This window comes from Paenibacillus sp. p3-SID867 (genome assembly GCF_025142895.1).
Taxonomy (GTDB): Bacteria; Bacillota; Bacilli; order Paenibacillales; family Paenibacillaceae; genus Paenibacillus_AQ.
This window is the reverse complement of record NZ_JAMBDM010000012.1, coordinates 66,068-81,058: the sequence shown is the minus strand read 5'-3', so window position 1 is coordinate 81,058 and position 14,991 is coordinate 66,068. Positions and strand designations below refer to the sequence as shown.

Genomic DNA, 14,991 nt, shown 5'->3' with positions numbered 1-14,991 from the left:
TTACCAATCGATACGCTGCTCCGTCTCAGGATCGAAGAAATGCACTTTATCGAAATTGAAAATGAAGGTTTTGTCCATGCCCGGATAACCCGTCGTTTCAGGGTGAACCTTCGCCGTAACCGTCCGGTTCCCTACGCGGAAGTACACCAGATTCTCCGAACCCAAATGTTCGACGACCTGGACCTTCGTGGAGTACTTGTAATCCAGATTGGTTGTGCCCGGCATATCCTTACCCGTAATATGCTCAGGGCGGATCCCCAGGATAAGGTGCCCGTTATCGTATTTGCTCAGCGCATCCGCCATCGAATCCGGGATGGTAAATGTGCCGCCTTCCATCCGGAGCACGTTCCCTTCCTTCTGCACATCGATGAAGTTCATCGGCGGGGAGCCGATAAAGCCAGCTACGAACATATTTTGCGGATTCGCATACAGCTCGGTAGGTGATGCGATCTGCTGGATAATTCCGTTGTTCATCACGACGATCCGCTCACCGAGCGTCATCGCTTCAACCTGATCATGCGTGACGTATACAATGGTGGCTTCCAGGCGCTTGTGCAGCTCGGACAGCTCCACCCGCATCTGGACGCGAAGCTTCGCATCCAGGTTCGACAGCGGCTCGTCAAACAGGAACACCTGCGGATCGCGCACGATGGCCCGCCCTACCGCAACGCGCTGACGCTGTCCGCCGGACAGCTCGCGCGGCTTCCGGTCGATCATCGACTCCAGACCGAGAATGGTGGCTGCCTGCGATACCTTTTGCTCAATATAAGCCTTTGGCTTCTTCAGGTTCTTTAAGCCGAAAGAGAGATTCTCGCGAATGGTCATATGGGGATACAGGGCATAGTCCTGAAACACCATCGCGATATCGCGATCTTTCGGGTGAAGATTGTTTACCACTCTGTCGCCGATGATGATATCCCCGGACGTTTGGCGTTCCAGCCCGGCAATCATGCGCAGGGAAGTGGTTTTGCCGCAGCCGGAAGGACCGACGAAAACAACGAACTCTTTATCATTGATCACAAAGTCCGACCCCGCTACAGCGGTAAACGTCCCTTTGTTGTCGTCTACAAATTCTTTTCGTATATTGCGGAATTCTACGCGTGCCATAACTTTGCCTCCTTCTAGCCTTTAACGGCTCCAATGGTGATGCCTTGCAGGAAATAGCGCTGAAGCGAGAAGAACAGAATCATCATCGGCAGTGCCGCGACGGTTGCCCCAGCCATAAGTGCGCCGAAATCGGTCGTGTCCGCATAGACGAAGGAAGCAAGACCGACCTGAATCGTCCTCATCTCCGTCGAGTTAGTCACGAGGAAGGGCCAGAAGAAATCGTTCCATGATGCAACAAACGTGAAAATTGCCAGCACGGCGAGACCCGGTTTCGCCATCGGAAGAATAACCTTCCAGAAGATGCCGAATTCGCCGCAAGCGTCGATACGCGCTGCATGAATCAGAGAGGTAGGCAGTGATGACATGTACTGCTTCATCAAGAAGATGTTGCCCACGCTTACAATGCCGGGAAGAAGAATAGCCGTATATGTATTCCCGAGATCAAACACGTCAATCATCAAAATATAGAGCGGAATCAGCGTCACCTGCGCCGGGATCATCATCGTACTGAGCAAAATCCAGAATACCGCTTTGTTCCCCGGAAACTTCAGCTTCGCAAAAGCATAACCTGCGAGCGAAGCCAGGAATACGTTGGTCACCGTCAGGATGGATGAGATCAATAAGGAGTTAAAGAGCCACCTCATGACGTCGGTTTTGCCAAAAAAACGCTCGTACGGGGCTACGGAGAATACCTCCGGTATCATTTTCGGGATAAACGATGCTGCTGACTTCGTGTCCTGCACAGAACCGATCAGCATCCAGTACATCGGAATGATCGTCAGAACGCTCCATACCACCAGGATGACCGAGGCCACAATCAGCATGATCACTTTTGATCTTGATTTCATAGGTGCACCCCCTTTTAGCTTCAGAAATAAACGTTAGTACTCCACGTCGGACGAGAAGTACTTGAACTGAATGATGGAAATGACAATAATCAATGCAGCCAGTACAAAAGATTGTGCTGCCGCGAGTCCAAACTCGTAGAAGTTGAACGCCGTGCTGTAAATCAGATAGGCGATCGTTGTCGTCGCGAAGTTCGGTCCGCCCTGCGTCATCAAATACACGGAGATAAACACCTGGAAGGATGTTATGACGCCCGTCACCAGCAGGTATAATGTGGTTGGTTTCATCAGCGGCCACGTAATGCGCCAGAATTTGGACCAGCCGCTGGCATGGTCGATGTCCGCCGCTTCATACAGCGATTTCGGAATCCCGCCCATGGCGGCCAGATAGAGAATAATACCTGCACCATGCGAACCGAGCCAGTTCATTAAAATGAGTGAGAAGAGCGCGGTGTTCGATTTACCGAGCCATATGACCGGGTCCAATCCGAACAAACCGATAAAACGATTCAACAGCCCGGCATGCGTCGGGTCGTAAATCGCGAGCCACACGACCGAAATGGTGACGCCGGAAGCAACGGCCGGCAGGTACATTGTAGCCTTGAAGAATGTTTGCCATTTGTTCTTCATCTGAAAAATAAAAAAGGATAATGCATACGTAATGACAATGTTGACCGGAACCGTGCCGATCGTGAATATGACTGTATTCTTCATGGATTTCCAGAACACTTCATCCTGTACCATCCGTGTGTAGTTGTCCGTTCCAATCCATTCGGAGCCCATTACGCTGTATTCCTGGAAGCTCATCAGAAAAGCGGAGGCGACAGGGTAAAGCGTAAATACCAAGAACAACAAGACTGGAGCCAGAATGAATAAATACGCCCATCCATATTCGCGTAAGTACCCCTTCATGGGGGGACGTGATGGCCGGGCTTGCGCCGGGGCAGTCTGCATTTGATTTCCTCCTTTGCGCACAGGTGAAGTATTTTCATGAAGCCCTTATAGAGCCTGGAGCGATTGGTTTAAAAAGGGAGTGCCCCGATCGTTCCTGCTAAGGACAACGGGACACCCCCTTATAACTTCAATTACTGTCCTAAAATTTGTTTGCCTTTGTCCTTGAAGTCTTGTGCGATCTGCTCCGGCGTCTTCTCACCCGAGAACAGCGCTTGTATATTCGGCTTCACCACTTGCTCCTTGAACTTCTTCTGATTTCCTGAAGCTTCTGCATCAAGGTTCAGAGTCACCGGAATTTCCTTGAAGTTTGCGAAAATTTCCGCTGCCTTAATTGTAGATTCCGTACCGAGTCCTTTACCTTCATAAAACTCCGCCTGGGATTTACGTACGAAAGGCAATACCAATTCATTGGCGGAATTACCGGCTTTCGCTCCGCTCAATCCTTCCATGATCAGGAACGTGTTCTTTGCATGCTCTTCGCCTTTATCCTTCTTCTGCTTGAACGCTACGTAACCTTCACCAAACATGGATGTCTTCCGCTCAGCCCCGTCATTATGCGGAACCGGCAGCAGAACGAAGTCGATTTTCGCGCCTTGGACCGTACCGCTGTCGATATCCTTCGCACGGTTCTGCAGCATCACGTCATAGTAAGGGATCGCCTTGGACACGATCGCGGCTTCCTCGGCGTAGAACAGGTCCATCCGTTTTGCCGGCGTAATCGCGGCAGTCTCGGCAGGCAGATGACCGGCTTTCATCAGATCCGACACGAAGGTCATCGTATCCAGAATCCGTTCGTCGTTCCATTGGAACTCGCCTTTATCGTTCAGCACGTCCGGCATGCCGTTGCTGCGCGTCAGCATTTCCATGAAGTCCAGCGAAGTTCCGTCCGTTACCAGCGCATATTGCGTATTGCCATTAGGAAGCTTCTTGGTCAGCTTCTCTGCAGCTGCCTTGAACTCGGTCCAGGTCCAGCCTTTCTCTTGAATGGCCTTCCAGTCGATTCCCGCTTCTTCGAGAATTTTCTTGTTGCCGCCCCAAGCCCAAAGGGATTGGTACAGCGGAAGCCCATACTGCTTGCCCTGGATTTGACCCAGCTCAAGCGTTCCCGGCAGGTAGTCGTTTTTGATCTCGTCCGTAATATAAGGGGTCAGTTCCAGTGCCAGGCCTGTATCTACATAAGCGCCATCCACCGCGTGGAAGTAAAGATCAGGCGGGTTGCCGGCATTCAAGGCCACATCGAACTTCTTTGGACCTTCGGCCCAGGAGAGCACTTCGGTTTGGACCGTAATATGCGGATATTTTTCTTTCAGATCCGCTACATGCTCTTTCAACTCATCTTCGTATTTACCATGTACCGGATAAGTCCAGACGACAACCGTATCCTGCTTCGGTGCGGCTTCACCGTTTCCTTCCGAAGTGGTTCCTGTTCCGCCTTCCGGTGCCTTCGCCCCGCCGGAACCGCCGCAAGCTGCGGTAAACACGAGCATTAAAGAAGCCAACAATGTAAGCCAACCTTTTTTCTTCATGTACTACTCCCCTTATCATTTATATATTTGTGGTTTTCGTAATGAACTACAACCGCTTGATCGCTTGCCGGCTCTCATCCAGGTATTTCACTGAATTCTCGTAATTCCGGCTGGCGACGCCAAGATATAAAATATCGATAAGATTAAGCTGCGTAATACGAGAGGACATCGCGCCACTGCGAATCTCGTTCTCCGTGGAGGAAGTGTACAAGGGAATGTCCACCGATCGGCTCAAGGTAGAATCGCCGTATTTGGTAATGCCAATCGTCTTGCATCCCTTCTCCTTCGCAATAGCTGCCGCGCGGATTACTTCATCCGTTTCACCGGAGTAGGAAATGCATACGGCCGCATCATCTGGAGTCAGCAGCACCGCCGAGGTGAGCTGAACATGAGGGTCCGGAAAAGATATGCATACCTTATTAATCCGCAAAAATTTCTGTTGGGCATCCATCCCGATCAGATTTGAAGCCCCTACCCCGAACATAAAAATGCGCTTCGACTGATCGAGGGCCAGAACGGCCTCTTCCACCTTCCCTTCCTCCATAATCTTCATCGTATCCCGAATCGATTGAATGTTGTTGTTCGAGACGTTCTGTATAATTGCAGAAATGCTGTCATTGGGCCGGATATCCTGATACCCGGTGGCTAATGGCTCCTGCAAGTCTCCGGCTACCTTCAGCTTCAGATCCTGATAGCCTTTGAAACCCATCGTTTTGCACAGGCGCACAATGGCAGCCTGACTGGAACCGCTTCGGACTGCAAGATCCGCGACCGACATCTGTATCATCTCTGCCGGTTCCTGCAAAATGAAGGCTGCAACTTTGCGCTCGGACGGATTTAATGAATCATACACCTCACGCAATCGAACCAATCCGCCGTTCATTTCTTGCCCCCCTTTACAAATCATCCTCTGACGGTCACTACTATGTAATATTACTTTACACATCTTGAATGAAAGCATTACTGGTATCGCTTTCAATATCAGTGGATTGAGTTCATTATAAATTGTATGAAATTATATTTCAATACTTAATTAATGATTTAAAATTTTATTTTACAACACTTCTGTTTTCTCCTATACTGGATATAGAAAGCGAAGTGGTTCAATATGGAAATTTTTATCGGTGTTGATGGTGGCGGTACCAAGACTGAAGCAACCGCTATCAATAGCGCTGGAGAAGTGTTGTCCCGGTATACCGGAGGTTCCACCAATCCTTATATTGTAACCTTTAATAAAGCGATGGAGGAACTCCGAACGGTGTTGGATGGGCTTCTGGCACCTCTTTTTGATAAGTCATTATTATTCACATCAATATGTCTTGGGATGTCAGGTGTGAGCTCTGCAGAAGAACGGAGCCAAGTTCAGTCTTTCCTTCATTCCTATCTCCAGCAGCGGCAGCTCTCGATGCATATTTACATGCGCTCGGAAGCCGAAATTTCATTAATGGCCGTACTGGAACGGCAGTATGGAATCCTTGCGATCTCGGGAACCGGATCCAATACCTACGCTATAACCAAATCGGGAGACATTCACCGCGTCGGTGGCTGGGGACATCTTCTTGGAGACGAAGGCAGCGGTTATCAGATCGGACTTCAGACTCTGAAAACTGTCATTAAGAGCCATGAGGGCATTTTGCCACCCACCATCATGAGCAGCCTGATTGTTGCAGCCTATCCTCTCCAGCATATTACCGATCTCAAATCTTACATTTACCAGCCCGCTATAACGAAACAGGATATCGCTTCCTTCGCCCGCTGCTGCATAGAAGCAGCCGAAGCCGGTGATGAAGCGGCAGACCGTATCCTCCGGCAGCAGGCAGCAGAACTGGCCGATACAACAAGCGCTCTCATCAGGCAGCAAGCTGAATTCGCTGAGAGTGAACTCGTGCGGATCGGCTCGATCTTCAAACATTCGCCATTGTTCCGGGAAACGTACGCCGGCATTCTGCTATCGCGTTATCCCCGCCTCCGGTTCCCTGAAGGAAATCGTGAACGTACCCCCGCCCATGGTGCGGCTCTGTTAGCCTGCAAGCTATTTACAGACGGCGTCTCTGACTTGCTGTAGCTTTACATCAGTGCCCGTCCATATTCCAAGGCAAAAAAGGAGACCTGTCTCATGACGAATATTCTAAGTCAATTGACAACCGAACAGCCTCATGAAAATACGCAGAACATTGATCAGTTGAGCTCAGAACAAATTATGATCCTCATCAATAACGAGGATAGCCTGATCACGGATGCGATCCGCGAGCTTATTCCTCTTATAGCCAGAGCTGCAGATCTCGTTGTGGAAGCTTTCCAGAAGGGCGGCAGATTGTTCTATATAGGTGCCGGAACCAGCGGCCGAATCGGGATTCTGGACGCCTCCGAGTGTCCGCCTACCTACGGAACAGACCCTTCCATGGTGCAGGGATTGATCGCAGGTGGTTTCAGAGCCGTGAAGGAAGCTATCGAAGGTGCCGAGGATAGCGAAGAGTTAGGTGAGCAGGATATCAATGAAAACGGTATCAACGAAAAGGATGTGGTCATCGGCATCGCTGCAAGCGGCCGCACGCCCTACGTTCTTGGGGCGATGAGACGCGCCAAGGAGCGTGGAGCCGTTGTCATCGGACTCTGTAATAACTACGAATCGCCGATGCATCAGTATGCGGAATTTGTAATTGAGGCTGTTGTCGGACCCGAAGTAATTATGGGCTCCACGCGTATGAAGGCCGGTACTTCGCAAAAGCTGATTCTGAACATGCTGACAACGACCGCCATGATTCGAATCGGCAAGGTGTACAAAAACCTGATGGTCGACCTCAACCCGTCCAATAACAAGCTTGTGCACCGAGCCAAACGAATCATTACCCTGGCAACCGGAGCATCAGAGGATGCTGTGGAGAAGGCGTACCATGAAGCCGGCGCCCACGTCAAAACCGCTATCGTGATGCTGCTGGCTAATGTCAGTGCCGCGGAAGCGTCCAAACTGCTTGACGGCACCAGCGGATTTGTGCGCAGCGCGATCGATATGAAAACGACGAAGTAATTTCAAGTGTGAACTTCTATGGCCTATGATGAACATCTAACGTAAAATGAAACGGGATATCCTCAGATCATGTTGATCTGGAGATATCCCGTTTATTCGTTCGTCATTATACTTGTAGTCGTCACCATACTGTAGGCCGGTTGGTCTCGTCGTTCCTTATTGATCGTTCATGCCCTTATTAGATCATTTCAGTTATAACCTTACTCGTGGAGCCGGGCCTTTTGGAACGCGTAAATTCATCGACCCTGGTCCGGTTTCCATCCTACCTGTTGTTCACTCCACTCCCACAGACGAGCGGCCAGCTTCGGATCCCTTGCCTTCTCGGTGATTTTGGCCGGTTTGCATTTGACGTAGTATTCCCCCGTCACATGCTCCACTTCAGGACTTGAAGCCAAGTATATCGCTGTCCGAGCTCCTTCAAGCGGCGTTAAGAAGAACGGGCGAAGCAGCTTGTGAACCGCATTGCCAAAGCCTGTGTCCCTGTTAACGCCAATGCTGGTGCTGACGGCACCGGGGTGGAGCGTATTGACCGTGACCCTTGTTGGCTGCAGCCGGCGCGCCAGCTCCTTCGTGAATAAAATATTCGCCAATTTGGACTGCGCGTACCCTTTGGCCACATTGAATCCCTTACCGAGATTAGGGTCATCAAAATGGATGCTGCCCACTTTATGCGCGCCAGAGGATACGTTCACGATCCTTCCCTGCCGGGCATGCTGTAGAGGCTCCAGCAGTTCGTTCGTCAACAAAAAATGCCCCAGATGATTGACCCCCATCATGGCCTCGTATCCGTCCTGCGTCAATTCCCGCTTGATGGTAACCACACCCGCGTTGTTCACCAACACATCGAGTCTGTCGTATTTGGCCTTAAAGTCGGAAGCAAACGCTCTGATGCTATCAAAAGACCCTAAATCCAGCGTCATCAACTCGATGTCCGAGCTGCCGCTCTCCTGCTGAGCTTCGCGAAGAGCCGCTTCACCCCTTGATTGACTACGACAAGCCATGATCACATGCGCTCCGCTTTTTGCCAGCTCCACTGTCGTAGCCAAACCCATGCCGGAGTTCGCCCCTGTTATCATGACGATTTTGCCTGTCATATCATTCATGCACAACCTCCTGTTCGTATCCTTCTACCATTGTAATAAGAAAAACGACTATCGACGTACTTTCTCAGAAGACAGACCGCATTTAGCGGAAGTTTTTCTTGCGATATCAGGAAGGTCCATGCTTCGAAGTTTATACTTTCTGATATCTAAAGAAAAACGACTATCGACGTACTTTCTCAGAAGACAGACCACATGTAGCGGAAGTTTTTCTTGCGAGATAAGGAGGGTAAGCCTCTGAAGTTTATACTTTCTTATCTCAAAAAAAGCCTCGCCACCAATATCCATTTGGAGACGAGACTTCAATAACGGAACGGAAAATGCTTATATCAGGCTTAAACGCCTCAGGCGGCGCCATTCATGGCAAGTATGATGGCAGCCAGACCGAAACAAAGATTCAGCAAGCACAGAAATACCAATGTCTGCTTCTGATTGAGCCCCGTTGCCAGCAAACGATAATGCGCCTGCGATGCATCGGCCTGATAGATCGGCTTGGACTGAAGCATTCTGCGGATGACCACAATGATATTATCGAAGATCGGCACGCCCAGTGCGAAGATCGGAACGAATAAGGACGCCAGGGTTGCACCTTTAAACGCACCATCCAGGGCAATGATCCCGAGGATGAACCCGAGGAAGGTTGCACCGGCATCCCCCATGAACACTCGGGCCGGCGGCTTATTATATCGTAAATATCCCAGCGCAGCACCTACAAGAATGACGGCCAGCAGCGCGGATTCGCCTCTGCCCAGCGTAATCGCCACAACAAACAGCGTGCCTCCGGATATGGCGGAGAGCCCTCCAGCAAGACCGTCGATGCCATCCGAGAAATTAATAACGGTCGTTACGCCAAAAATCCACAAAATCGTTAAGATGAGCTGCAGCCATTCCGGCAGGTTAATATACTGACCCGTAAACGGATTGTTGAATCCTTCAAACGCGATGCCATAGCTGTATACAACAACGGCTGCGCTGACCTGTACAATGAGCTTCGGCAGCGAGGCCAGCTCCTTGCCCTGGGACTTATACCAATCATCCACAAGTCCAATGCCAAGAATAAGAGCACTACCGATAAAAATGCCTACCGCTTCCCTTGAAATGGCGCCGGTAAGCGCAAAATAAGTGATGAAAAATCCGATAAATATGGCGACCCCCGCTGTCAGCGGTATCGGCTCGCGGTGTATTTTCCGCTCGCTGTCCGGTCTTGGCTTGTCCACAAAATCAAGCTTGATCGCAAGTTTACGAAATGGCGGAATCAGCACCAATACCAGCACCATGGATATGACAAACGCTGCAAAATAGAGCATGGTTTCCTCCCAATAAATGATGAATAATGGAGAACATTGCATTCTAAGTATATGACTTATAGCGAACTCTATCAACCTATCAAAAGAAAAAGACTGCTGCATCAGTAGAATTTCTACTTAGCAGCAGCCCTCCCGGACTCACAGGTTAAGACTCCTTCTTCACCGCAAGTCCAATGATCATAACGATAAGTGCCAGCAAAGCAATCAACTGATCGATGGTCATGGCCAAAAGCCTCCTTCAAGCAGGATGGCTCTTGCCCGGGCTACACATCTCCCTCTCCCGTTAAATGCCTTACGTTTTCCCCACTACCATCTTATGAGGGCCCCCACCCGTTTTATGACGGGACCTCCAAAAAAACCTGCTCCCGTTCATAAAACACGGGAAGGCAGGTTGTATCGGCATAGCTTGGAAAATGAGTTGTTCCGAATATGACTCGCTACGGATTAGGCTTCCCTTACTCCGTCACGATGTCATAAATCAATACAGGCGCATCCGCATGATCTGCAATCCGAATGCTTTCATACAGCTTCTGCTTCACGTCATCCACGTTCTCGCGATTAGCATGAATGGTTACAAGGGAATCACCCTTCTTCACGGCATCGCCGACCTTCTTGTTCAGCATCAGGCCTACAGCCAGATCAATCTCGGATTCCTTCGTCGCGCGGCCGGCTCCAAGCAGCATCGCTGCGGTACCGATCTCATCCGCTACCAGCTCTGCGACAACGCCGTCCTGCTGGGCAGGAAGCTCAATCAGATATTGCGCCTTCGGCAAACGGTCCGGATGATCCACCACGGACGGGTCCCCGCCCTGGTTCTGAATGAATTCCTTGAACTTCTCCAGTGCCTTGCCGTTGCGGATAACCTCTCTTAACATCTCTTCGGCATCTTCAAGCGAATCTGCCTTCTGCGCAAGGTAAACCATCTGCCGGCCCAGAGCCAGGCACAGCTCCTCCAGATCCTTCGGTCCCTCGCCGCGAAGTGCATCGATCGCTTCCTGCACCTCCAGCGAGTTGCCAATCGCAGCGCCAAGCGGTTGGCTCATATCGGAGATGACCGCCATCGTTTTGCGGCCTACGTTGTTGCCGATGCTGACCATGGCGTGTGCCAATTCCTTGGCATCCTCCACCGTTTTCATGAACGCGCCTGCGCCGGTTTTAACATCCAGCACAATCGCATCCGAGCCGGCGGCGATCTTCTTGCTCATGATGGAGCTGGCAATCAGCGGAATGGAGTTGACGGTGGCCGTCACATCCCGGAGCGCGTACAATTTTTTGTCCGCTGGGGTGAGGTTTCCGGTTTGGCCGATGACGGCGATTTTATGTTGATTCACAAGGTTCACAAATTCGTCTTTGCTGATCTCCACATGGAAGCCCTCGATGGATTCCAGCTTGTCGATCGTTCCTCCGGTATGGCCGAGGCCGCGTCCGGACATCTTCGCTACCGGAATATCCAGAGCCGCTACGAGTGGAGCCAGTACAAGCGTCGTCGTGTCGCCTACGCCCCCGGTGGAATGCTTATCGACCTTGATTCCCTCAATTGCGGACAGATCAATCGTTTCGCCGGAGTTTACCATCGCCATCGTCAAGTCCGCCCGCTCCCGGTCGGACATGTCCTGGAAGTATATCGCCATGTTCATGGCGCTCACCTGGTAGTCGGGAATGTCTCCCTTGGTATATCCGTCGATAAAGAAATTGATCTCTTCTGTTGTCAGTTCCTTGCCGTCGCGTTTCTTCGCAATTAAATCAACCATTCTCATCGTACATTCTCCTCACTGTTTGCGATGATTGTATTCCTTGGGCATCACTACAAATGCGGATCCTATCGCTGTTGCCCCCAGATTCCTTAGATTGTTAATATTGTTGGAATCCGTGGGCAAAGGCGACCGGTTCGCTTCTCCAAAACCAATCCGCTTTCTTCGTCGGGACAGTTTGATTACAACGAAATCGCCGTATCCAGGGCCACTTCCATCATCTCGTTAAACGTCGTTTGCCGCTCCTCGGAAGAAGTCTCTTCCCCTGTGAGCAAATGATCGCTTACGGTCAGGATCGTCAGGGCGTTTACGCCGAAACGTGCGGCAATCGTGTAGAGCGCCGTTGTCTCCATTTCCACGCCGAGAACCCCATGCTGCATCAGCTTCTCCACCACGGATTTGTCCTCGCGGTAGAACACATCGGACGTGAACACGTTGCCGACATGCATCTTCAGGCCTTTCTCCTTGCCGCGCTCATACGCACCCAGCAGCAGCGGGAAGCTGGCGATCGGGGAGAAATCATAACCGTTAAAGTGGTGACGGTTCATGCCGGAATCCGAGCAAGCCGCCTGGGCCAGAATGACGTCGCGCACACGAACATGCTCCTGCATCGCGCCGCAGGTTCCGACACGGAACAAATTTTTTACGCCATAATCCCGAATGAGTTCATTGACATAAATCCCGATGGAAGGCACGCCCATGCCCGAACCCTGCACGGAGATGCGTTTTCCTTTGTAGGTTCCCGTAAATCCGAGCATGCCCCGCACTTCGTTGTAGCAGGTCACATCCTCCAGATACGTCTCAGCAATAAATTTAGCCCGCAGCGGGTCGCCTGGCAGCAGAATCGACTCGGCGATATCTCCCGGTTTCGCTCCAATATGTGTACTCATGTCCCATTCCTCCACTTGTTCGATTATTTCAAATCATTCAAAAAGCTGGTTCCGTTCTCCGGCAGCTTCACGCCGAAGTTGTCGGCAACCGTGGCGCCGATGTCGGCAAAGGTTGTGCGAAGCGGCAGTTCCTTGCCTTCCGTAAAGCGAGGGGAATATACAAGCAGCGGCACGTATTCACGCGTATGGTCCGTGCCCTTGTAGGTAGGATCATTCCCGTGGTCGGCCGTGATGATCAGAAGATCATTCTCCGTCATTTTCTCGAACACCTCAGGGAGGCGCCGATCGTAATCCTCCAACGCTTGGCCATATCCTTTCGGATCGCGCCGATGTCCGTACACGGCATCGAAATCCACGAGGTTCAGGAAGCTCAGACCCTTGAAGGATTCACCCAGGGTTTGCACCATTTTATCCATGCCGTCCATGTTCGATACGGTTCTGACCGCCTTCGTAATGCCTTCGCCATCATAAATGTCGGAGATTTTACCGAGGGCGATGACGTCAAGACCAGCATCTTTCATCTCATTCATCGTGGTACGTCCGAAAGGCTTCAAGGCATAATCATGCCGATTCGCCGTACGCTTGAAGCTTCCCACCTCGCCAATGAACGGACGGGCGATGATCCGGCCGAGCATATAAGGATCTTCCAGCGTGATTTCGCGGCAGAACTCGCAGATTTCATACAGCTCTTTCAGTGGAACGATATCCTCATGCGCAGCGATTTGAAGCACGGAATCCGCCGAGGTATAAATGATCAGCGCTCCCGTTTTTACATGCTCTTCGCCAAGCTCTTCGATAATCTCCGTTCCGCTGGCCGGCTTGTTGCCGATGACCTTCCGTCCGGTCTTCTCTTCGATCCGCTGGATCAGCTCGTCCGGGAACCCGTCCGGGAATACGCGGAATGGCGTATCAATATACAAGCCCATGATCTCCCAGTGCCCCGTCATGGTGTCTTTGCCATTCGAAGCTTCCTGCATCTTCGTATAGTACGCCCGAGGTTTATCCGCGGCCGGAACTCCTTCGATCTCCCGGATATTGGACAGCCCGAGCGCTGCCATGTTCGGCATGTTCAGCCCGCCGCACTCGCGGGCAATATGACCCAGGGTGTCGGATCCGATATCGTCAAAATCAGCCGCATCCGGTGCTTCGCCGATACCTACAGAGTCCAATACAATTAAATGAATTCGATCAAAACGTTCCATATCCAAGTGATCCCCCTCATATATGAGTTTTTACATCAAAACTATCCATAAGGCTCGCTTGTTGTTATCCTTCCATGACTTGCTTACAGGAACAGTCCCGCAATCGTTGCCGACAGCACGCTCACCAGCGTTGCGCCGTACAGCAGTTTGAGGCCGAAACGGGCAACCACGTTCCCCTGCTTCTCGTTCAGGCCTTTGACCGCGCCGGCAATGATGCCGATTGAGGAGAAGTTAGCAAAGGACACCAGAAATACCGATACGATTCCCACGGTGCGTTCGGACATATCCGTGAAGTTGGCCAGGTCGAGCATCGCGACGAACTCGTTCGATACCAGCTTCGTAGCCATGATGCTGCCTGCATCCACTGCCTCTTTCCAAGGCACGCCCATGACAAAAGCAAACGGGGCAAAAATGAACCCTAACAACTCTTGGAAGGTAATCCCGAAAATCATATCAAAGATGCCGTTGATCATCGCAATCAACGCAACGAAACCGAGGAGCATCGCAGCAACGGTAATCGCTACCTTGAAGCCATCCATGATGTATTCGCCCAGCATCTCGAAGAAGGATTGCTTCTCCTCCTCCTGCACCTCCAGGATATCCTCATCCTTCTCGACCTTGTAAGGGTTGACGATGGAAGCGATGATAAATCCGCCAAACAGGTTAAGCACAAGCGCAGTCACCACGTAACGCGGCTCAATCATCGTCATATACGCGCCGACGATCGACATCGATACGGTGGACATGGCGGAAGCACACAATGTATACATCCGATGCTTCGGAATGAGGGCAATCTGTTTTTTTACCGAAATAAACACCTCGGATTGCCCCAGAATCGCCGAAGCTACCGCATTGTAAGACTCCAGCTTGCCCATGCCGTTGACTTTACTCAAGACGAGACCGATATATCTTACGATAAACGGCAGTACCTTAATATATTGAAGTATACCAATCAATGCGGAAATAAACACGATTGGCAGCAGGACATTCAAGAAGAACGGACCCGCACCTTCATTGGCAATGCCGCCAAACACAAACTCGATCCCGGCTCCGGCATAGTCAAGCAGCGCTTTAAACGTATTCGCTATCCCTTTAACAAGATACTCGCCGAAATTCGTGTTCAGCAGAAAAAATCCAAGGATCAGCTGCAGCACAATCATGACAGCCAGCGGACGGTAACGGATGCGGCGCTTATCATTGCTGATAAGGAACGCAAGACCGAATACGACCAGCAAACCTAGTATGGCGATTATAAATTTCATCGTCGTTGTTCCCCCATAG

General features: G+C 51.0%; 13 protein-coding genes. 2 read left to right on the top strand and 11 right to left on the bottom strand.

What is annotated here, in order from left to right; all coding sequences use genetic code 11:
- The 5 genes from M4D81_RS23410 to M4D81_RS23390 all read right to left on the bottom strand — a co-directional run bounded on the left by M4D81_RS23410 (window position 1) and on the right by M4D81_RS23390 (window position 5,315).
- Window positions 1-1,107 carry an ABC transporter ATP-binding protein gene (locus M4D81_RS23410; RefSeq protein WP_260068206.1) on the bottom strand — a complete coding sequence of 369 codons (1,107 nt, stop codon included), beginning with the start codon at window positions 1,105-1,107 and terminating at the stop codon, window positions 1-3.
- 14 nt (window positions 1,108-1,121) lie between these two features.
- Window positions 1,122-1,955, bottom strand: a complete 834-nt coding sequence (locus M4D81_RS23405; RefSeq protein ID WP_009590118.1) for a carbohydrate ABC transporter permease — start codon at window positions 1,953-1,955, stop codon at window positions 1,122-1,124.
- 33 nt (window positions 1,956-1,988) lie between these two features.
- Window positions 1,989-2,906, bottom strand: coding sequence for a carbohydrate ABC transporter permease (locus M4D81_RS23400; RefSeq protein WP_260068205.1), 918 nt, complete (start codon window positions 2,904-2,906; stop codon window positions 1,989-1,991).
- Between the two features lie 131 nt (window positions 2,907-3,037).
- A complete protein-coding gene (locus M4D81_RS23395; RefSeq protein ID WP_260068204.1) occupies window positions 3,038-4,432 on the bottom strand; it encodes an ABC transporter substrate-binding protein in 1,395 nt (464 codons plus the stop codon).
- A 46-nt stretch (window positions 4,433-4,478) separates the two neighbouring features.
- Entirely contained in the window at window positions 4,479-5,315 is an 837-nt protein-coding gene (locus tag M4D81_RS23390; protein WP_036643553.1) for a MurR/RpiR family transcriptional regulator, read from the bottom strand.
- A 225-nt stretch (window positions 5,316-5,540) separates the two neighbouring features.
- Between M4D81_RS23390 and M4D81_RS23385 the strand changes: the two genes are divergently transcribed.
- On the top strand, window positions 5,541-6,497 hold the full coding sequence (locus M4D81_RS23385) for a BadF/BadG/BcrA/BcrD ATPase family protein (protein ID WP_260068203.1): 957 nt from the start codon (window positions 5,541-5,543) through the stop codon (window positions 6,495-6,497).
- A gap of 51 nt (window positions 6,498-6,548) precedes the next feature.
- Window positions 6,549-7,460 carry an N-acetylmuramic acid 6-phosphate etherase gene (gene murQ, locus M4D81_RS23380; protein ID WP_071219701.1) on the top strand — a complete coding sequence of 304 codons (912 nt, stop codon included), beginning with the start codon at window positions 6,549-6,551 and terminating at the stop codon, window positions 7,458-7,460.
- 236 nt (window positions 7,461-7,696) lie between these two features.
- Here the strand turns inward: murQ and M4D81_RS23375 are convergent, their stop codons facing one another.
- The 6 genes from M4D81_RS23375 to M4D81_RS23350 all read right to left on the bottom strand — a co-directional run bounded on the left by M4D81_RS23375 (window position 7,697) and on the right by M4D81_RS23350 (window position 14,972).
- Entirely contained in the window at window positions 7,697-8,563 is an 867-nt protein-coding gene (locus M4D81_RS23375; RefSeq protein ID WP_260068202.1) for an SDR family oxidoreductase, read from the bottom strand.
- Window positions 8,564-8,904: 341 nt separating this feature from the next.
- A complete protein-coding gene (locus M4D81_RS23370) occupies window positions 8,905-9,867 on the bottom strand; it encodes an MraY family glycosyltransferase (RefSeq protein ID WP_071219702.1) in 963 nt (320 codons plus the stop codon).
- A gap of 455 nt (window positions 9,868-10,322) precedes the next feature.
- A complete protein-coding gene (locus tag M4D81_RS23365; protein ID WP_071219703.1) occupies window positions 10,323-11,624 on the bottom strand; it encodes a pyrimidine-nucleoside phosphorylase in 1,302 nt (433 codons plus the stop codon).
- A 176-nt stretch (window positions 11,625-11,800) separates the two neighbouring features.
- Window positions 11,801-12,508, bottom strand: coding sequence for a purine-nucleoside phosphorylase (gene deoD, locus M4D81_RS23360; protein ID WP_076325327.1), 708 nt, complete (start codon window positions 12,506-12,508; stop codon window positions 11,801-11,803).
- 23 nt (window positions 12,509-12,531) lie between these two features.
- Window positions 12,532-13,710 (bottom strand): phosphopentomutase, encoded by a 1,179-nt coding sequence (gene deoB, locus M4D81_RS23355; protein WP_260068201.1) that lies wholly within the window; start codon window positions 13,708-13,710, stop codon window positions 12,532-12,534.
- Window positions 13,711-13,793: 83 nt separating this feature from the next.
- Window positions 13,794-14,972 carry a NupC/NupG family nucleoside CNT transporter gene (locus tag M4D81_RS23350; RefSeq protein ID WP_071219706.1) on the bottom strand — a complete coding sequence of 393 codons (1,179 nt, stop codon included), beginning with the start codon at window positions 14,970-14,972 and terminating at the stop codon, window positions 13,794-13,796.
- Window positions 14,973-14,991 lie beyond the last annotated feature (19 nt).